This window comes from Billgrantia bachuensis (assembly GCF_011742165.1).
Lineage (GTDB): Bacteria > Pseudomonadota > Gammaproteobacteria > Pseudomonadales > Halomonadaceae > Halomonas > Halomonas bachuensis.
On sequence record NZ_JAAQTO010000049.1, the window covers coordinates 86,287 to 105,007 of the forward strand.

Genomic DNA, 18,721 nt, shown 5'->3' on the forward strand with positions numbered 1-18,721 from the left:
GGAGTTTGCCGATGTTCGAAGTCACGGCCCTGCTGTTCGGCGTCCTCTGTGGCCTGCTGATCCTGCTCTCAGGGGTCGGCGCCGGTGTGATCATGGTCCCGGGCCTGATGCTGCTGTTCGGTGTGGCGCCCGCCACGGCGGTGGGCACCGCCAGCCTGGTCTCGGTGCTGATCAAGGTGGTGGCGACCTATGCCCACGGGCGTGACAGCCGCGTTGACTGGATGCTGTTCAGGCGCTTCTCGCGCTGGGCGGTGCCCTGCTGCCTGCTGTTGGCGCTGGCGATCACTCTGCTGCTGCGCACCCCTTGGGGGGTGGGCGTGCAGCATGGCCTCAAGTTGGCGGTGCTGGCCGCCGCCAGCTTCGCGCTGCTGGCCAGCTTTCGACCCCAGGTGCTGCAGCACATCGGCCAGTGGCTGGGTGGGCTGATGCCCTCGGCTTGCGGGGCCATGGTGGGCGCCACCGGGGTGGGCGGTGGCGTGTTGATCGTGCCGACCCTGAGCGCCATGAGTAATGCTGACATCAAGGTGGTGGTGGGCACCTCTACGGTCATTGGCCTGCTGCTATCGGCCTGCACCGGCTTGGTGTTCGGCGGCGGCGGGCATCTCGAGCCAATGCTCGCTCTGCTGGTGACCCTGGGCGGCGGCGTAGGGGTGGTATTGGGCCGGCCCTTGGTCGCTCGGCTGTCGAGCCGTGCTGTCAGCGCCCTTGTTTATACCCTGATCGGTATCTCACTGCTCAACATGACCTACGACCTCTTCCTGGTGTGATCAACAGGTTTTGTGCGCGAGGAGTGTGCTGAGAACTCCTCGGCTTGTCGTCAAGGCCGACACTGATTGGATTCGGTTTCACCGGAGGATTTCATGACCCGACCGCCCAACTTGCTATTCATCATGGCCGACCAGCTGCGCGCCGATTATCTCGGCTGCAACGGCCACCCAAGCATCAAGACCCCGCACATCGACGCCTTGGCCCGGCGCGGCGTCAACTTTACCCGCGCCTACTGCCAGGCCCCTGTATGTGGCCCCTCGCGGATGTCCTTCTACACCGGTCGTTACGCCGCCAGCCATGGCGCCAGCTACAACGGTGTGCCGCTGCGTGTCGACGAACGCACCCTGGGCGATTACCTGCGACCCCTCGGCTATCGGGTCGGCCTGGTCGGCAAGACTCATATGAAGCGCGACGACGACGGCATGGCCCGCCTGGGCCTTGACCCTGATTCGTCGCGTGGCGTGCTGGTCAGCCAATGCGGCTTCGAACCCTACGAGCGCGACGACGGCCTGCACCCCGATCAGTTGGCCAACCCCGACCTGCCCTACAATCGCTATCTGCGCGAGCAGGGCTATGAGGGCGCCAACCCCTGGCACAGCGTCGCCAACTCGGCGGAGGGCAACGACGGTGAGCCACTCAGTGGCTGGTACATGCGCCACAGCCACCTGCCGGCTCGGGTCCAGGAAGCGCATTCCGAAACAGCCTACACCACGAATCGCGCCATGGACTTCATTGAGGAGGCCGGCGACTCCCCCTGGTGCCTGCATCTCAGTTACATCAAACCTCACTGGCCGTATATGGCGCCGGCGCCCTACCATGCCATGTATGGCCCCGAGGACATTCTGCCGGCAGTGCGCAGCGACGCCGAGCGTGAGCGCCCGCATCCAGTGGTCGAGGCCTTCATGGGCCATGGCGAGTCGGTCGAGTTCTCCCGCGATGAGGTGCGAGAGCGGGTGGTCCCCGCTTATATGGGGCTGATCACTCAGCTTGACCACCATATCGGCCGGCTGGCCGACTTCATCGAGGCCAAGGGCCTGCGCGACGACACCGTGATCGTGATCACCTCGGACCACGGCGACTACCTGGGCGATCACTGGCTGGGCGAGAAGGAGTTGTTCCACGAGCCCAGCGCACGCATCCCGATGATCGTGGTGGATCCGCGCCGCGGTGCCGACGCCAGCCGCGGCAGTTGCGATGACCGTCTGGTGGAGGCCATTGACCTGGTGCCCACCTTCACCGACCTGGCCGGCGGCGACAGCCGGACCCTGGACCATATACTGGAGGGACGCTCGCTGACGCCACTGATACGCGGGGAATCGGTCGCCGACTGGAGACGCTATGCCTTTAGCGAGGCGGACTACGCTTGGCGCCCGGCAAGAATGGAGCTGGGATTGGCGCCAGACGAAGCCAGGGCCTTTATGGTCACCGATGGGCGCTGGAAGTACGTGCACTACGCCAATTATCCACCGCAGTTGTTCGATCTGGCACGCGACCCCGGCGAGATCGTGGACCTGGCCCACTGTGACGACTGCCGGACGGTGCGCGGCGAGCTGGAGGCAGCGCTCAATGAGTGGTTCCGGGCGCGCCGCCTGCGCACCACTATCAGCAACGCCGAGGTGGAACGCCGAACCGGCACGGCTCACAAGCGCGGCATTTTGTTTGGCGCCTGGTAGCGGCTGCTCGATAGTGGCCACACTTATCGTTCATCTATGACACACCGAGCCCCTGCCACGTCTGGCAGGGCTGGGTGTGTCGGCCATGCGGGATAAGCGACTAAAGGTTAATGTATTGGACTAAAGTCTAACTCCTGGTTATTCTATTAGCATCCTTATGAAATGACCGGGTCCATACCATGACTACCCACACGATTTCCTTTGAAGCGACCGCCACCGCTCCCAAGGCATCCTTGTTCAAGCGGATCGGCCTGGCCGCCTATCGGCTGCTCGAGCAGATGACCGAGAGCGCCTACCGCCAGAACCAGGGCCGTTTGCGCTACAACTTTTATATTTAACTGAAGAAATATTTAACGGAAGAGATTTCGCCCGCATCGAGGCGGGAGGGCAGCGCCATACAACGAGAAGAGCCAGCGCTGTGCGCTGGCTCTTCTCGTTATGGGGTGAGGGCTGGCTCAGGCGATGCGCTTGGGCCAGGGGCTAGTTTCGCTGGCAGTGAGCATCTGGCGCAGCAGCGCTTCGGTCAGGGCGTGACGCTGCTCCCGATAGTCGGGGTCGTCCCAGAGGTTACGGGTCTCGTGGGGGTCGCTCGGCAGGTGATATAGCTCACCCCATTCCTGGTCCTGGAACAGCGTCAGTCGATAGCCGTCCCGGAGCAGGGTGCGCGAGTGGGCCGGCCGTTCGAAGCCCCAGTGGGCGATATTGTCCTCATGTTCGATCAGCAGTGACCGCCGCTCCCAGGCCTCGCCGCGCAGCAGCGGCAGCAGGCTTTTGCCCTGGACGCCGTGGTAGGGCGTGATGCCGGCGCGCTCGAGGATGGAGGGAGCCATGTCGATCGCCGACGTCAGCGCCGTGGTTCGGCGCGCCTCTCCCTGCCCGGGCTCGGCCCAGATCAGCGGCACTCGGGTAATGCTGCGCAGCGGGGCGGGGCCCTTCAGCAGCAGGTTGAAGTCGCCCATGTAGTCGCCGTGGTCGCTGGTGAAGATCACGACGGTGTCATCGGCAAGCCCGTTGTCTTCCAGGCATGAGAGTAGGCGGCCTACGGCGTCATCAATCATGCCGATCATGCCGCAGGTCAGGGCCATGGCCTCGCGGATTTCCCGCTCGCTTGCCATGAAGGCCTTCTCGGTGCGCGCGTTGCGCTCCCCGCGGCGGTACTGCTCGGCGACGAAGCGCAGGTGCGGGGGGGGATTGTGGTGGGCGTCATAGGGCACCGCCACCTCGAAATCGTCGGGATCGTAGAGGTCCCAGTATTTGCCAGGCGGGCAGAAGGGGTGGTGCGGGTCGGGGAAGGAGACGAAAGCGAAGAAGGGCGCTTCCTCGCCCCGGCGGGAGGCTAGGTAATCGCAGGCCTTGAGCTCCACGTAGCGGGTGGGGTGCAGCTCCTCCGGCATGGCGGTGCGATAGGCCTGGGGACAGATGTAGTCGTGGGGCAACTGGTGCGCCGGGCCGCGCAGCTGTTCAGGGTCCTCGACTTGACGGCGCAGCCATCGGTCGTAGTGGCCGCCGCAGTTGTCGCCGTGCTTGGTAACGATGTCGGCATGGACGAAGCCGTAATAGGGCAGTTCGACGCGATACTCCGCCTCGCTACTCCAGCGCTCCGGCTCCTCGTTGCGCCAGTCCTCGTCGCTCTCCTGATGAGCATCCGGCACGCGAGCCCCGGCCGCGGGGTTCTGCTGGGGGACGTCGCGGCCGGTGAAGGGTTGCAGGTGAGACTTGCCGATCAGCGCCGTGTGGTAGCCCTCCAGGCGCAGCGCCTCGACAAAGGTACTGTTGTGTCGGGGCAGGTGCAGGCCGTTCTTGCGCAGGCCGTGGACGCTGGGATAGCGGCCGGTGACCAGCGAGGCACGGTTAGGCATGCACACCGGGCTTGCTGTGTGGAACTCCTCGAAGCGGGTACCCCGCGCTGCCAGGCCATCGATATGTGGTGTCTTGAGCAGCGGATGCTCCATGCATCCGAGGTAATCGGCGCGCTGCTGGTCGGTGATGATGAACAGGAAGTTGGGTCTGCGAGTCATGTCAGGGCTCCCTTCTTTAGGCTGGTTTGGCGGTGCACCACCAGCAGGGCGACACCAAGTAGGAAGGCCGGCCAGTGCATCAGCGGGAAGATCACCAGCATGGCGATGGCCGCAACCACCCGCAGTGCCGCCTCGACCAGTGACAGCCGGCAGCGGTCATGGCAGGCCAGTCCCGAGGTAATCAGCAGCACCGCCAGGGAGAGACGCAGCAGGATCGAGGCCATGTCGTACCAGGCGCCCGAACCGCCAGCCTCGGGTACCAGCAGAAGCTCCGGATAGAAGGCGAAGGTGAAGGGCAGCAGGAATATCACCAGGCCGATGCGGGTCGCCTCCAGGGCAGTCTTGAGCGGCGAGGCCTGGCTGATGGAAGCCGCCGCGAAGGCCGCCACCGCCACCGGTGGGGTGATCGCCGAAGCGACCCCAAAGTAGAAGACAAACATGTGGGCGACTAGCGGTTCCAGGCCCAGGCGCAACATGGCCGGGCCCATGATCAGGATGATGGTCAGATAGGCCGGCAGGGTCGGCATGCCCATGCCCAGTACCAATGCCGCCATCATGGCCATCAGCAGCGAGACCAGCAGGCTGCCCCCGGTGGAGGCGCCGATCACCTGGGCAAACTTGATCGGCAGGCCGGTGGAAGAGAGCACGCCGACGATGATACCGACTATGCCAACCGCGATCAGCAGCGTGGCGAAGCTGTTACCGCCCCGTGACAGGGCATGGACCAGCGTCAGGGGTGCGCAGCGGGTCGCCGGATTGAGCGTTAGGCTCAGCGGTACTACCGAGAAGAGTGCGAGGATGCCGGCGCCGGCTGGAGATAATCCGGCGATCAGCGCGACCACCACCACCGTCAGCGGCACGAAGACCATGGTCAGGTTGATGTAATCCTGACGCACGGGCCGGTCGGCCGGGTCCATGTCGACGGGTTGGCTCTCGATGCCCAGGCGGCGCGCCTCGTAGACGACGGCGGCGAACAGCGAGCCGTAGTAGAAGAGGGCGGGGATCAGCGCAGCGACGATGATGGTCAGGTAGGAAATACCGGTGAAGTCGGCCATCACCAGGGCCGCGGCGCCCATGATCGGTGGCATGATCTGGCCGCCGCTGGAGGCGGTGGCCTCGATGCCTCCAGCGAAGGTGGGGCTGAAGCCGCGCCGGCGGATCATCGGGATGGTGATCACGCCGGTGCCCACCACGTTGGCTACGGCGCTGCCCGAGACCGAGCCAAACAGCCCGGAGGAAAGAATGGCGGCGTGGGCCGGGCCGCCGCGGGCGCGCCGGAAGGCGTGCAGCGAGACCTTGATCATTGAGCCCCCGGCGCCGCTGCCTTCGAGCAGGGCGCCCAGCAGTATGAAGGGCAGAATGGTGTTGATGACGATGGCCAGCAAGGAGCCCAATACGCCGTTGGTGCTGTTGTACCAGAGGGTGTCCGCGGTGCCGTCAATGAAATCGATGGGGGCCATGCGGAACAGCCCCGGCCAGTGGTGGCCGGTGTAAAAGTAGAGCAGCGCCACCCCAGCCACGGCGGTCAGCGCCAGCCCCCACTGGCGCAGGCAGATCAGTAGCAGGGCGACTACGCCGGCCAGCGCTGTCCAGGCGTGAGCGGCGTCGAAGAAGAACAGGCCTCCCTTGAGGCGTTCCATGGTGACGTAGTAATCGTGCAGGGCATATATCAACACGGCCAGGACGATGACATCCACCAGACCGCCTGCCAGGCGCCAGGAGGAGCCTGCGTTCAATGGCTTCCTCAGCAGCGTCTGGCGGATGACCACCGTTAGGCACGCCAGGCCCAGCATCAGCGGATGCATGTACTCATAGCCAAAGGGCCCCAGGCGAGGGATCGGGCCGAAACTCGGCATGCTGTTGACGATACCCAGCAGGGCGATACCGAGGCCGACCGTGTAGGCCAGGACCTCCCTGAGGCGGACCTCGGAGAGCGGAAAGAGAGCGAAATTCATGTGGCAAGCCTGTCGAGTCGGATCAGGGGATCAGTCGCTCGGGCACCTCGACACCACGTTCTTGATAGTAGCGGTAGGCGCCAGGGTGCAGGGGAGCATCGACGCCGATGAAGGCATCCTCGATCGTCAGACCGGCGAAGATCGGGCTGGAGGCGCGGATCTCATCGATGTTGTCCCACACCGTGCTGGTCAACTGGTAGGCGGTCTCCTCGTCAAGGCTCTGATTGACCAGCGCCATCATGGTGAAGGCCAGCAGGGTGATGCTCTCTTCTTCGTTAACGGTGTTGGCGTAGGTATCGTTGGCAATCTCCACCGGCAGCATGCCGGGGGTGGCCATCAGTTCCTGCCAGGTGTCGCTTGCCAGACCCTCTTCGCTCATGCCGAGAAAGCGGATCGGGTTGACCAGCGAGTACTGCTCGATGGAGGCGGAACCGATCTGCGAGCCGCTCACCAGCACGTCCACCTGGCCGTCGGAAAAGGCCTGGCCGGAGCCGCCCCAGCCGAGGGTCACCGCCCGATAGCCTTCGTTGGGACGCATGCCGGTGTTGGCGTGGATCACCTGCTCGATGGCGGTGCTGGCGGCACTGGCGGCCGGCCCGATATAGACGTTCTTGCCGGCGATGTCGTCCCAGCTCTCGATGCCGCTGTCGGCCCAGGTGAAGACATGGTAGGCACCGTGGACGAAGCCGAACAGCGAGCGCAGGTTCTCTGCCGCCTGTATGGCTTGGTCGCTCATTTCGCCATACATGCGGGTGCCCTCTCCCATGTAGCCGTAGAGCTCAGTTGGAATCATCGTCAGGTCGATGCGCCCGGCGCCCAGCTTGACGCCGGTCATGGCCAGGTTCTGGCCGGTGCTGAGCTGGATGTCGAGGTCATGGTCTCGGCTGGCCAGAGTGCTCATCAAGGTGGCCAGTTGAGAATTGAAGGTGGCAGGGTTGCCGCTTTCGGCGCGCAGGGGCTCGGCCTGCGCTTGGGCGTTGGTGAAAGCCAGGGTTCCGGCCAGCGCGGTGGTGGTGAGGGTGGCGGTGAGTAGTGTCTTGAGCGTCATGGGGGCTCCGGGCGTGTCGTTGTGGGTTGTTATCGTCGCCGCGACCGGGTTAGCCGCCGGCGTCACGGTTGATGTCAGTCTGGTCTGGTGCGCTGGTCGGGGACCAATGACATTACACGGCTTGGGTATGCGTTTTTTCTATTGGGGGGTTGGCGAAAGTGCTCGACTGGCCATTATCAGGGCACTGCGCAGGGCACGCAGGGCCTGGCTGGGGGCGCTGTCCTCGCGCATGGTGAGACCGATGGCCCGGGGCGGGCCTTGCAGGCGCAGCGGCAAGTAGGCGAGATGCCCATCCTGCACTTCATAGTGCACTTGGTAGGGGGAGATCAGGGCGAGGCGGTCGCTGTCCCGCAGCAAGTCGCGGATGACCCCCAGGTTGCCGGCCTCCACCACCGGCGTCGGCGGGGTGATGCCCAGAGTATTGAATTGCTGGTCGAAGCTGTGGCGGGCAGGCGTGCCTCTGGGAGGGGCGATCCAGGGCCAGTCGAGCAGTGTCTCCAAGGTGAGGTCGGTGTGCTCCATCAGGGGATGATCGGGACGCGTCACGGCGACCAGTCGGTCGTGCAGCAGCACCTGCTGGCTCATCTCTTCCTCGGGATCGATACGGTGCAGTACCCCCACCAATACATCGATCTCGCCGCTGCGCAGCGCCTCGAAGAGGACGTCATAGGTACCCTCGTGAACGGTGACGGCAAGCCCTGGATACTCACGCAGCAGGGTGTCCACGGCGCGCGGCACCAACAGGGAACTGGTCAGCGGCAGAGCGCCGATGACCACCCGCCCCAAGGCCTCGCCGCGCCAGGCGGTGACTTCGTCCTGCAGCAGCGCTATCTCGCGCAGTGCCACCTTGACGTGTCGGGTCAGCAGGCTGCTGCCGGGGGTGGCGATCAGCCCCCGCTGGGTGCGCAGGAACAGCGACGTGGCGAGGCGTCCCTCCAGGTCGCGCAGGCTGGCGCTGACGGTGGGCTGGGTGAGGGCCAGGCGCCGGGCGGCCAGGCGTTCGTTGCGGGTCTCGGCCAGGGTCACCAGCACGCGAAGGTGACGCAGGGAGAGGCGCTGGGCCAGGCGTTGAAAGTGGCCGTCGAGCTGCAATTGGGTTAGCTGGCGCTCGGCGCGGTCGAACTGGTGGAGGACGCGGCGACAGCGATGGGCCACCAGCTCGCCCACCTCGGTACAGAGCATGCCGCCGTGGTGGCGTTCGAACAGCGATAGGTCGAGGGCTTTCTCCAGGTCGCGGATCGCACGCGAGACTGCAGGCTGCGAGAGGTTGAGGGATTCGGCGGCGCCGAGCACGCTGCCCCGCTCGACGACGGCAGCCAGGGCACGCAGGCAACGCAGACTGGGCAGGCTGTCCATGGTCTCAGCGGATGCGGTGGCTCGGGCCGAGGTGGGGATCTCTCCCGAGGCGATCATCTTCGCTGAGCTCCGGTAGCTGAACGAGGGGCAAGGCATTCAAGGCGCATTCGACAAAGTTTCGGGTGCCGGAGTGGGCGATGCAAGTCTGGAACGAAAGGCCTTTGAGCAGGGAACGTCGTCTTCGCTGGGTGGTGTCAATTCCTCAGGTTCCCGTTCGACTGGATCAAGAGTCAAGGAAACTGCGAATCCATGCCAATCGACGGAGCTGATAATGATCACACTCTACGGCACGCCTCCGACCCGCGCCCTGCGGGCCATATGGCTGCTCAACGAACTGGGCCTGGAGTACAGGGCGCGCCCGGTGGACCTCATGCAAGGTGAGCACCAACAGCAGGATTTCCTCTCACTCCACCCCTCCGGCAAGGTTCCGGTGCTGGTCGATGGGGATCTCGTGGTAACCGAATCGGCTGCGATACAGCTCTACTTGGCCAATACCCACAGGCGGGATTCATCCCCGAGGCCGTGGAGGAGAGAGCCCAGATGCATCGCTGGAATTTCTTCCTGGTGACCGAGATCGAGCAGCCTCTGTGGCGCATTGCGCGTCACACGTTCATTTACCCGGATGAGAAGCGATTGCCTCAGGATGTCGAGCAGGCGAGGCAGGAGTGCGTGGAGATGGTGACCGTGCTCGAGCGCCACATGAAGGAGCGCGAGTACCTGGTAGGCGACCGGCTCAGCGTAGCCGACTTCAACGCCGCCTATACCCTGGACTGGGCGAACGAAGAGGACATGCTCGATGATGCGCCGCGGTTGAGAGAGTTTCTGAAGACGATGTACTCCCGCCCAACGGCCCCACCCACCATCGCCGAGGCGTTCGCGGCGATGGTGAGCTAGCGCCTCAACCGGCGCTGCGGATCGGCACTCGGCTCAGGGCGTTGTTTTCGTCGGCCATGCGCTGCAGGAGGCCACAAAGGAGCTCGCGTTCCTCCTCGTTCAGGGGGCCGAGGATGTCGTCCTGGGCCTTGAGCACAGCGGCTTCGGCCTCCATGCGCAGGGCTTCGCCTGCCTCGGTGAGGGTGACCACCATCGAGCGGCGATCTTCGGGATTGCGCTGGCGGGTGACCAGGCCGCGCTCCTCCAGCTTTCGCACCACTACCGCTACGGTATTGCGGTCCAGTGCGGTGCAGCCGCCTAGGGTGATCTGATCCAGCGGCCCTCTCTCGTCCAGGGCGGCGAGCACTACGTACTGCAGCTGGGTGAGATTGTAGGCCTCGCACTGGCGCAGGAAGATCGCCACGCTGATCTGATGGCAGCGCCGCAGCAGGTTGCCGGGCAGCGAGTTGGCCTTGGTGAGGGGCGTTCCGGTCATGGTCACGGATCCTGAAATGTAAAATCATGAGCCGCGGCCAAGGGTTGGCCACGGCTCCATGGTAGCGGCAAGTGGTGCGGGAGAGTCACCCCGCGTGGGGGTGATTCTCCGGCAGCGCATCGACGAAGGCCGGCAGTTGCAGACAATTGTCATAGATGCCCTGAAGTGTCGGGTAGCGCGCCATGTCGACGTTGAAGCGACGATTGTTGGCCACCTGTGCGAATAGGCAGAGGTCGGCCAGGCCCGGCGCGTCACCATAGCAGAACTTGCCACGCCGGGCATCGCCGGCCAGCTGTTGCTCCAGGGGCGCGAAGCCCTCGTCGACCCAATGTCGGAACCATTCGTTCACTCCTGTCTCGTCGATTCCCAGCTTGCCGCCGAGATACTGCAGCACCCGCAGGTTGTTGACCGGGTGGATGTCGCAGGCAACGGCCTGGGCCAGCGAACGTACCCAGGCACGGTCCAGGGGGTTATCGGGGAGCAGGGCCGGCTCGGGATGGATTTCCTCCAGGTACTCGATGATCGACAAGGACTGGCCGAGCACCGTGCCGTCTTCGAGTTGCAGGGTCGGCACCAGGCCCTGCGGGTTGAGCGAGAGGAACGCCTGCGACCGATGCTGCTTGTCGCGCAGCACATAGGAGACGTGCTCGTAGGCCAGGCTTTTGAGGTTCAGGGCCGCACGGACCCTGACCGAGGCGGAGCTGCGGAAAAAGTTATGCAGGACCAGGCTCATAGCCCCTCCCGCGGCGCCACGATGGTGATCGAGTGATCGCCCACGCCGTCGATGCCGCCGGTGACCCTGTCGCCCACCTGTAGCGGCCCGACACCGGCCGGGGTGCCGGTGTAGATCAGATCGCCGGGGCGGATGCGCATGGTGTGGGAGAGGATCGAGACGATCTCCTGGACGTCCCAGATCAGGTCGGCGATGTCCTGGTCCTGCTTGATCTCGTCATTGACGGCGAGCCAGATGCGGCCGCTGGTGGGGTGTCCGATCGCGCTGGCCTTGCGGATCGGCGAGATTACCGCGGACTCGTCGAAAGCCTTGCCCCAATCCCAGGGCCGCCCCTTCTCGCGGGCCTCGAGCTGCAGGTCGCGACGGGTCAGGTCGTTGCCGACGGCGTAGCCGTAGATGTGTTCATGTGCCTTGTCAGTAGGAATCTGGAAGCCGGCCTTGCCGATGGCCACGACCAGTTCCATCTCGTAGTGAAAGTTCCGGGTCTCCGGCGGATAGGGCACCTCGCCGCCATCGGGTACGATGGCATCGGCTGGCTTGGTGAAGAAGAAGGGAAACTCGCGGCTCGGGTCACGGCCCATCTCGCGGGCGTGGGCCTCGTAGTTGCGGCCCACGCAGAAGATGCGGCGCACCGGGAAGCGCTGCTCGTCACCCTCGATGGCGACGCTGGTGACGGGCTGGGGGGCGAAGACATAGTCGGTCATGCTCGTTACCTCTCGGTTCAGGGGAGTCGTTATCAATCGGCGTCGCGTTGTTCGCGCCATATGCCAAGCTTCTGCTGGGCGACGCGGTCGGAGTAGCTGAACAGCACGGCATCCTCGTCGGCCTCGTGGACCACTTCATGCCAGCTGGGCACCACGAAGATGTCCTTGGGTTTCCACTCGAAGGTCTTGCCGCCGATGGTGGTGCGGCCGGTACCCTCGATGACGCTGAACACCGTGGCGTCGGTGGAGCGATAGCCGGCGGTCTTGAAGCCTTTGGGCAGCAGCTGCACGAAGGGGGCAATGGTGGGCATGGCCCAGCCGCCGTCCGCCGGGTTGACGTAGCGCATCTTGAGCCCGTGGCAGGGGTCCCACTCGTCGCGCTGGCGCATGGTCTCCAGTGCCTCGCGGGTGCGCGCATAGGGGTAGTTGAAGATCGGCGAGGCCAGGCCCTGCTTCTCGAAGTCCACCGGCAACATGTTGGCGCCGTAGCGGGCCAGGGAGTCGCCGGTGGGCTTGGTGATCTCCTGCATGTCCTCACCCAGGCCCTCGGCGAAGGAGGCGTCGAAGAACGAGAGCATGGGGATGTCCAGGCCATCCATCCAGATCATCGGCCGGTCTGATTCGTTGCCATGATCGTGCCAGGCCCAGGGCGGGGTGATCACGAAGTCGCCTTCCTGCATGATCGTGCGCTCGCCGTTGACCGCGGTGCAGGCGCCGCCGCCGTCCATTACGAAGCGCAGTGCCGATTGGCTATGGCGGTGGGCCGGGGCCACCTCGCCGGGCAGCACCAGCTGCAGTCCGGCGTAGAGCGAGGTGGTGATGCGGCTCTGGCCGCGCAGGCCGGGGTTCTCGAGGATCAGCACCCGGCGCTCGGCTTCCTTGGCGGTGATCAGCTCACCGGCTTCCATCAGCAGCTCGCGGGCCGGGGCGAACTCCCACAGGTGGGGAATGCAGGGCGCTGAAGTCCTGCCTGGTGATCTTCTCGTAGTAGGCCTCGCGCTCAGGCGAGCTCTGCGGCTTTTCGGTCAGTGACATGGATAATCCTCCTGTCGGGACGTGCTTATTGGGTGACGTTGCTCAGGCCACTGCCGCCGTAGAGCCACTCGATGCGGTCGTAGAAGTCCTCGGGCCGCATGGCGCGCATGGTGGCGTTGCGCATGGCAGCCTTGCCGTCGGCCGGGTGGTAGATGTACTCGCCCATCAGCCGTGAGTAAGTCTGTACGCGGGCGGTGCGGGCGAAACGGTCGTTGCGGTAGGCCTCGAAGGCTGCGGCGAGGTCGGCCTTGTGGCCTAGGTGATAGGAGAGGCAGACGGCATCCTCCATGGCCATGCAGGCGCCTTGGGCCATGTACTGCAGCATCGGGTGGGCGGCGTCGCCGAGCAGTACGACGCGACCGTCGATCCAGTGTTCGTTGGGGTCGCGGTCGCACAGCACCCACATCTTCCAGTCCTGGCCGTGCTCGATGATCTGCCGCGGGCGTTCGGCGATATGGGCGAAGCCGCGGTAGACCTCCTCCTTGGTCACCGGCTTGCCGGCCACCGGTTTGGGAGCATCGTTGTGGTAGGTCACCACCAGGTTGTAGACCTCGCCCCCCTTGAGCGGGTAGTGAACGATATGGCACTTGGGGCCGGCCCACAGGGTGGCGGCGTTCCAGCGCAGTTCCTCGGGCATCTGTGTGGTGGGGATTACTGAACGGTAGGTGGTGTGACCGGAGACCCGCGGGTCGCCGTCACCGACCAGCTTCTGGCGAATCGGCGACCACAGGCCCTCGGCGCCGATCAGGGCGCGGCCGGTAAAGCGTTCGCCGTCGGCGAGGATGGCAGTGACCCCTTCGGCGTCCTGCTGGTAGTCCTCGACCCGCGAGTTGGTGCGCAGTTCGACCAGCTCGTTGGCCTCGCAGGCATCCAGCAACACCCTGTGCAGGTCGGCGCGATGCACTACCGCGTAGGGGTTGTTGAAGCGCGCGCGGAATGCCTCGTCGAGTGGGATGGCGGCGATCCGGCGATCCTCCATGGCATCCATCAGCAGCAGGTTGTCGATGTAGACCGCCTTGGCCCGGGTCTCGTCGCCGACGCCCAGGTAATCGAAGGCGTGAAAGGCGTTGGGGCCGATCTGGATGCCGGCGCCGATCTCGCCGAGTTCTGGCGCCTGCTCAAGCACCAGTGAAGGAATGCCCTGGCGGGCCAGGCCCAGGGCGGCGGCCAGGCCGCCGATGCCGCCACCGGCGACGATGATGGTGTCGTTGTTCATGATTCACCTTATTGCGCGTGGTTCGGGCGTCTAGCGGAAGACGGTCACTGCCCAGGGGTTGAGAATGGTGGCGACGATGACCACACAGGCCGCCAGAATGAAGGGCATGATCCACAGGGTGATGCGCTGCAGGCTGACGTTGCTGATCGCCGAGGCCACGTAGAGCCCGGCGCCCACGGGTGGCGTCAGCAGTCCAAGAGTCAGCGTCATGCAAGTGACGATGCCGAAGTGGATGGGATCGATGCCGTAGCTGCCTTGGGCCACCGGCAGCAGGATCGGCACCAGGATGATCAGAGCGGCAATGCCGTCGAGCACCATGCCCACCAGCAGCAGCATCAGGAACACCAGCAGCATGAAGATCAGCGGACTCTCGGTGGCGCCCTGCATCAGCCCGGCTACCTGCTGCGGGATCTGGTTGTAGACCAGCACCCAGCCGAAGGCCTTGGCCGCGGCGATCAGGAACAGCACGATGGCGGTGTTGCGCGCAGTCCGGGCCAGCACTCCGGGCAGGCTCGAGGCCTTGAGGTCGCGGAACAGCAGCCCGCCGATGATTAATGCCAGCAGGGTGGCCGCCGCCGCCGATTCGGTGGGGGTCACGATGCCGAAGGCGATGCCGCCGACGATCACCAGCGGAATGCTGAGCGTCAGGATGGCGTTACGAGTAGCGAGCCAGCGGTCGATGGGTTCCCGCTCGCCCTGGGGCACCTTGTGGGCGCGGCGGGCGATCAGCGCGATCAGGCCGCTGATCAGCACGAAGAGCACCAGGCCGGGAATGATGCCGCCCATGAACATGGCACCGATGGAGACCTGGGCGATGACGCCGTAGATGATGAAGATCATCGAGGGCGGGATGATCGGCCCGAGCAGGCCGGCACCGGCGGTCAGGGCCGCAGCGAAGCCCTTGTCGTAGCCGTCGCGCTCAAGCTCCGGGGTCATCACGCGGCTCATGATGGCGATCTGCGCCGTGGCCGAACCCATGATCGAGGCCAGCATCAGGTTCGAGGTCAGGGAGACGTAGGCAATGCTGTGGGGAATCCAGGCGAACCAGGCACGGGCCGCCTGGATGATGCGTCGGGTGATCCCGCCCTCGTTCATGATCTCTCCAAGAAGGATGAACAGCGGGATGGCCAGCAGATCGAACACTTCCAGCGAGCCGAACAGCACCTGGGGGAGACCTTCCAGGATGCGGTAGTTGCCGGTGCTGAACACGAAGGCGAAGGTCGAGGCGAGCAGCACGAAGGCGATCGGCATGCCCAGCAGCATCAGCAGGATGAAGACGGCGAGTGTCATGGCTCAGGCCTCCTCGTCGTTGTCGACCAGGGCGAAGGTAGTGCGGGAGCGATCCGTGAGCCTGGCGAGGATATGGAACATCGCGGTGGCGCAGAAGATCGGCACGACCAGATAGAAGTGCCACTTGGGCCAGTCCAGCGTGAGGGCGATGTCATAAGTGACTGAGGGCGAACGAATCCAGCCCACGGAGTACCACAACAGGATGGCCAGCACCGCCAGGCAGACGAGTTCGGTGAGCCAGTAGCTGAAGCGCTGCCAGCGTTCGGATAGTTGGCCCGCCAGCATGGTCAGGCGCACGTGCTGGTCATGATGAATGGCCACGGATATAGCCAGGAATGCCATCCACACCAGGATGTAGACCGCCAGTTCCTCGGCGAAGAAGAGCGGCCTGCCGAACGCGTAGCGAGCGATCACGTTGACGATCAGCAAAACGCTGAAGGCGACGATCAGCAGGCCGCAGAGCAATTGCTCGAACTGCGCCAGCCGACGGTTGGCGCGGGTCAGGAAAGGTGTCTGCATGGCATTCACCCGCGTGTTGGGGAGGGAGGTCGTGGCCATGTGGCTCATTCGCCGTTGAGGCGGGTGGCGACGTCCTGCTGGAAGGCCTGGATGACGGGATGCTCGCCGAAGCGCACCTGGAAGGCCTGGTTGGCGGCGTCGAAGACGCCCTCGGCGTCCTCAAGGGTGAAGACGTCGATGCTCTCCTCCAGGTAGGCCAGGTTGCTGGCTTCCGCCGCGATCTGGGACTGCGTGGCCCAGACCAGGGTCTCCTGCATGGCCTCGTCGAGCAGCGTGCGCTCCTCTTCGGAAAGCGACGTCCAGGTGGTCTGGCTGATCACCGAGACGGCGGGGAAGGCCATGTGGCTGGTCAGGGTGAGGTGCTCGGCGACCTCATAGAAACCGGAACCGACCAAGGCATCCAGGTCGATATCGACGCCATCGAGCATGCGGTTCTGCAGGCTCTGGTAGACATCGGGCAGGTGCACCGGGGTAGGTGTGGCGCCGGCCTCACGCCACCAGGTCTGCATGGCCGGGATCGGAATGATGCGCACCTTCTCGCGACTCACGTCGTCGAGGCTTTCGACCCGGCCATCGCGCATCAGAATGTGGCGCATGCCGGCGAAGGTATAGCCGAAGGCGTGCAGCCCCTTGTCCTCGAGGCTGACCAGCATTTCGTGGGCGGCTTCGGTCTCGGTGGCGTCGGCGGCCTCGGCGACGCTGTCGAACAGGAAGGGAGTGAACCAGCCGACGAAGGCGGGCTCACGCTGGCTGGTGATGGCGGCGGTCATGATGCCCAGGTCCAGCAGGCCGGTCTCCATTTGGGAAAACATTGCCGGCTCGTCGCCCAACTGGCCGGCCGGGAATATGGCAATGGTCAGCTCGCCTTCGCTGCGCTCGGCGACTGTCTCGGCAAGGCGCGCGGCGGCTTGGGTCCAGATGTGCTGGGGTGGCGTGATGAGGCCCATACGCAGCTCGGTAGCCAGGGTAGGGGTGCTGACGAGTAATGAAATGCTCAGCAAAGTAGAAGTCAGCAGGGCGGTGGAGAACAAGGAGCGTGGCGTGCGTTGGACGTGCGTCATGGAGGTTACCTCGGTTGGCATCAGGTTATTGTCATGATCAAGATCAGTAATGATCACTATTGTGATGATCAGTATTGTGATCATCACAAGGGCTCGCAATTATCCTAAAGTCGTAATGGCGGAGCGAGCAGCGTTGAAGAATGCCTATACCAAAGTCGGGTATCGGGAGGGGTTGCTGACTGGACTATAATCGGCTCACAGATAGATGATATTCACTATTGTTTTGTACGCAAACAAATATAAGCCGCTGAGGTACCCCCATGACACGTCGTACGCTGCTCAAGTCCCTTGCCGTCGCCGCTACTGCCGGCAGCCTGGTGCTGACCGTCCAGGCCCAGGCCCGTGATCTACGCATGGCCCCCGGGGTGCCGCCGGCGCATCCCGCCTACGACCCGATGTTCACCGAATTCGCCGAGCGTCTGGCCGAGAAGACTGATGGCGACTTGACGGGCAACCTGCTGGGGACCGAGGTGGCCAACATCGGCAACATGCGTAACGCCATCCGCAGCGGCCTGGTGGAGGTCGGCCTGTTCCTGCCGGCCTACTTCCCGGCCGACCTGCCCGAGATCAACCTGGTCGGCGACCTGGCCTTCCTGGGCACCAATCCCCACGCCATGGGCGCGGCGGTGACCGAGTACATCGCCACATGTGACGAATGCCAGCAAGAGCTCAAGCAACTGGGCGTCGTCTATACCAGCTCCCATGCCTCGGATCTCTACCGAATACTGAGTACCGAGCCGGTACGCTCTCTCGACGACCTCCAGGGGCTTCGCATGCGAGTGGGTGGTCCCCAGTATTCTCGCTGGGCCGAATCGGTGGGCGTGTCGCCGGCTTCCATACCGGTGGGGGAGACTTACGAATCGCTCTCCCAAGGGGTGATCGAAGGCACCATCGCTTCCGTTGCCGACATCATCTCCTTCCGACTGGATGACGTGCTGAACTATGTCACCGATGTCGAGCTGGGCACGTTCCATAGCACCATTTCCCATGCAGTCGGCCAGCAGGCCTGGGACTCTCTCTCTGCCGAGCAGCGTGAGGCACTGGTGCATGCTTCGGTCGAGGCATCCGCCGCCATCACCCAGCGCTGGGGCTACGAGATGGCCGACGAGGCTCGCGAGGTCGCACTCGAAAACGGTATCGAGATTCTGGAGCCCGAGCCCGAACTGCTGGAGGCCATCGAGGCTTTCCTCGAGGAAGACCTGGTCTATGCCGCTGAACAGGCGGAGAGCCGCCACGGTGTAGAGGATGCGGCGGCCAAGATCGAGCGCTTCCAATCATTGGTGGAGAAGTGGACTGCTATCGTCGAGGAGGTCGGCGCGGACCCCGAGGCGGTTGCCGAGGCCATGAACCGCGAGATCTGGGACGGGGTGGATTTCTCCACCTACGGGACCTGATACCACGTCTCCGAATGCCGGCATGCCGGCATTCGGTAACGCCTCTCACGGAGACTCGTCATGGACGCTCTCTACCGCTTCACCAATCGGGCCGCCGTCGGTCTGGCCCTGCTGGGGACGCTCGGCATCCTGTTGATGGTGATCCACATCACCCTCGATGTGCTGCTGCGCGCCACGCTGTCCGTGTCGATCCCCGCCACCGTGGAGCTGGTGACCCGCTACTACCTGATCACCCTGGCATTGTTGCCGTTGGGGTGGGTGGAGTGGCGCCGGGAGATGATTGCCGTGGAGGCCCTGGAGGGGCTGATGAAACCGTGGCTGGTGCGCCTGTCCGATGTGCTGGTGTCGCTGCTCTCGACCGCGGTCTATGCCGTCCTGGCCGTGGCCACCTGGGGCAAGGCCATGGAGCAGTACGACATCGGCGCCTATGTGATGTCGCTGAACTTCCCCATGCCGGTCTGGCCGACCTATTTCGCCCTGCCCGTCGCCTTCGCCCTGGCGGCGGTGGTCTGCGTGGTGCGCCTGCCGTTCCTGCTCAGAGATACAGCCCCTCCTTCCGGTACGCCAGATGAAAGGTGATTT

20 protein-coding genes are annotated in these 18,721 nt (G+C 64.5%); 7 read left to right on the forward strand and 13 right to left on the reverse strand.

The window, feature by feature from the left end; translation table 11 throughout:
- Nucleotides 1-11 precede the first annotated feature (11 nt).
- From HBJ55_RS17215 to HBJ55_RS17225, 3 genes are all read left to right on the forward strand, one after another.
- Nucleotides 12-767 carry a sulfite exporter TauE/SafE family protein gene (locus tag HBJ55_RS17215; RefSeq protein ID WP_167117788.1) on the forward strand — a complete coding sequence of 252 codons (756 nt, stop codon included), beginning with the start codon at nucleotides 12-14 and terminating at the stop codon, nucleotides 765-767.
- Nucleotides 768-860: 93 nt separating this feature from the next.
- On the forward strand, nucleotides 861-2,441 hold the full coding sequence (locus HBJ55_RS17220; RefSeq protein ID WP_167117791.1) for a sulfatase-like hydrolase/transferase: 1,581 nt from the start codon (nucleotides 861-863) through the stop codon (nucleotides 2,439-2,441).
- A 179-nt stretch (nucleotides 2,442-2,620) separates the two neighbouring features.
- On the forward strand, nucleotides 2,621-2,779 hold the full coding sequence (locus HBJ55_RS17225; protein WP_167117794.1) for a hypothetical protein: 159 nt from the start codon (nucleotides 2,621-2,623) through the stop codon (nucleotides 2,777-2,779).
- 117 nt (nucleotides 2,780-2,896) lie between these two features.
- Here the strand turns inward: HBJ55_RS17225 and HBJ55_RS17230 are convergent, their stop codons facing one another.
- The 4 genes from HBJ55_RS17230 to HBJ55_RS17245 all read right to left on the reverse strand — a co-directional run bounded on the left by HBJ55_RS17230 (nucleotide 2,897) and on the right by HBJ55_RS17245 (nucleotide 8,875).
- A complete protein-coding gene (locus HBJ55_RS17230) occupies nucleotides 2,897-4,459 on the reverse strand; it encodes a sulfatase family protein (RefSeq protein WP_167117796.1) in 1,563 nt (520 codons plus the stop codon).
- Nucleotides 4,456-6,414, reverse strand: a complete 1,959-nt coding sequence (locus HBJ55_RS17235) for a TRAP transporter permease (protein WP_167117799.1) — start codon at nucleotides 6,412-6,414, stop codon at nucleotides 4,456-4,458. The genes HBJ55_RS17230 and HBJ55_RS17235 overlap by 4 nt, the downstream gene beginning before the upstream one ends.
- Before the next feature lie 22 nt (nucleotides 6,415-6,436).
- Nucleotides 6,437-7,462, reverse strand: a complete 1,026-nt coding sequence (locus tag HBJ55_RS17240) for a TAXI family TRAP transporter solute-binding subunit (RefSeq protein WP_167117802.1) — start codon at nucleotides 7,460-7,462, stop codon at nucleotides 6,437-6,439.
- A 138-nt stretch (nucleotides 7,463-7,600) separates the two neighbouring features.
- The gene (locus HBJ55_RS17245) at nucleotides 7,601-8,875 is read right to left on the reverse strand and encodes a LysR family transcriptional regulator (RefSeq protein ID WP_167117805.1); all 1,275 of its coding nucleotides are present in this window, start codon (nucleotides 8,873-8,875) and stop codon (nucleotides 7,601-7,603) included.
- 214 nt (nucleotides 8,876-9,089) lie between these two features.
- Between HBJ55_RS17245 and HBJ55_RS22470 the strand changes: the two genes are divergently transcribed.
- Together HBJ55_RS22470 and HBJ55_RS22475 are read left to right on the forward strand one after the other, a co-directional pair.
- Nucleotides 9,090-9,386 carry a glutathione S-transferase N-terminal domain-containing protein gene (locus HBJ55_RS22470; protein WP_240936170.1) on the forward strand — a complete coding sequence of 99 codons (297 nt, stop codon included), beginning with the start codon at nucleotides 9,090-9,092 and terminating at the stop codon, nucleotides 9,384-9,386.
- Complete coding sequence (locus HBJ55_RS22475) at nucleotides 9,359-9,712, forward strand: glutathione binding-like protein (protein WP_240936171.1); 354 nt, start codon at nucleotides 9,359-9,361, stop codon at nucleotides 9,710-9,712. Before HBJ55_RS22470 ends, HBJ55_RS22475 begins: the two co-directional genes overlap by 28 nt.
- A 4-nt stretch (nucleotides 9,713-9,716) precedes the next feature.
- Here the strand turns inward: HBJ55_RS22475 and HBJ55_RS17255 are convergent, their stop codons facing one another.
- The 9 genes from HBJ55_RS17255 to HBJ55_RS17290 all read right to left on the reverse strand — a co-directional run bounded on the left by HBJ55_RS17255 (nucleotide 9,717) and on the right by HBJ55_RS17290 (nucleotide 16,745).
- Entirely contained in the window at nucleotides 9,717-10,187 is a 471-nt protein-coding gene (locus tag HBJ55_RS17255) for a MarR family winged helix-turn-helix transcriptional regulator (protein WP_167117808.1), read from the reverse strand.
- Between the two features lie 85 nt (nucleotides 10,188-10,272).
- Entirely contained in the window at nucleotides 10,273-10,920 is a 648-nt protein-coding gene (gene maiA, locus HBJ55_RS17260; RefSeq protein WP_167117811.1) for a maleylacetoacetate isomerase, read from the reverse strand.
- Entirely contained in the window at nucleotides 10,917-11,624 is a 708-nt protein-coding gene (locus HBJ55_RS17265; RefSeq protein WP_167117814.1) for a fumarylacetoacetate hydrolase family protein, read from the reverse strand. Before HBJ55_RS17265 ends, maiA begins: the two co-directional genes overlap by 4 nt.
- Before the next feature lie 32 nt (nucleotides 11,625-11,656).
- Nucleotides 11,657-12,532, reverse strand: coding sequence for a gentisate 1,2-dioxygenase (gtdA, locus tag HBJ55_RS17270; protein ID WP_240936172.1), 876 nt, complete (start codon nucleotides 12,530-12,532; stop codon nucleotides 11,657-11,659).
- Nucleotides 12,519-12,659, reverse strand: coding sequence for a hypothetical protein (locus tag HBJ55_RS22480; RefSeq protein WP_240936173.1), 141 nt, complete (start codon nucleotides 12,657-12,659; stop codon nucleotides 12,519-12,521). Before HBJ55_RS22480 ends, gtdA begins: the two co-directional genes overlap by 14 nt.
- A gap of 25 nt (nucleotides 12,660-12,684) precedes the next feature.
- Nucleotides 12,685-13,875, reverse strand: a complete 1,191-nt coding sequence (locus HBJ55_RS17275) for a 3-hydroxybenzoate 6-monooxygenase (protein ID WP_167117817.1) — start codon at nucleotides 13,873-13,875, stop codon at nucleotides 12,685-12,687.
- A 30-nt stretch (nucleotides 13,876-13,905) separates the two neighbouring features.
- Nucleotides 13,906-15,165, reverse strand: a complete 1,260-nt coding sequence (locus HBJ55_RS17280; protein WP_167117820.1) for a TRAP transporter large permease — start codon at nucleotides 15,163-15,165, stop codon at nucleotides 13,906-13,908.
- 3 nt (nucleotides 15,166-15,168) lie between these two features.
- Entirely contained in the window at nucleotides 15,169-15,723 is a 555-nt protein-coding gene (locus HBJ55_RS17285) for a TRAP transporter small permease (RefSeq protein ID WP_167117823.1), read from the reverse strand.
- A gap of 5 nt (nucleotides 15,724-15,728) precedes the next feature.
- Complete coding sequence (locus HBJ55_RS17290) at nucleotides 15,729-16,745, reverse strand: TRAP transporter substrate-binding protein (RefSeq protein ID WP_240936174.1); 1,017 nt, start codon at nucleotides 16,743-16,745, stop codon at nucleotides 15,729-15,731.
- Between the two features lie 260 nt (nucleotides 16,746-17,005).
- Here HBJ55_RS17290 and dctP point away from each other — a divergent pair, with 260 nt between their 5' ends.
- A complete protein-coding gene (dctP, locus tag HBJ55_RS17295) occupies nucleotides 17,006-18,139 on the forward strand; it encodes a TRAP transporter substrate-binding protein DctP (RefSeq protein ID WP_167117826.1) in 1,134 nt (377 codons plus the stop codon).
- A gap of 60 nt (nucleotides 18,140-18,199) precedes the next feature.
- On the forward strand, nucleotides 18,200-18,718 hold the full coding sequence (locus HBJ55_RS17300; protein ID WP_167117829.1) for a TRAP transporter small permease: 519 nt from the start codon (nucleotides 18,200-18,202) through the stop codon (nucleotides 18,716-18,718).
- Nucleotides 18,719-18,721: the final 3 nt, after the last annotated feature.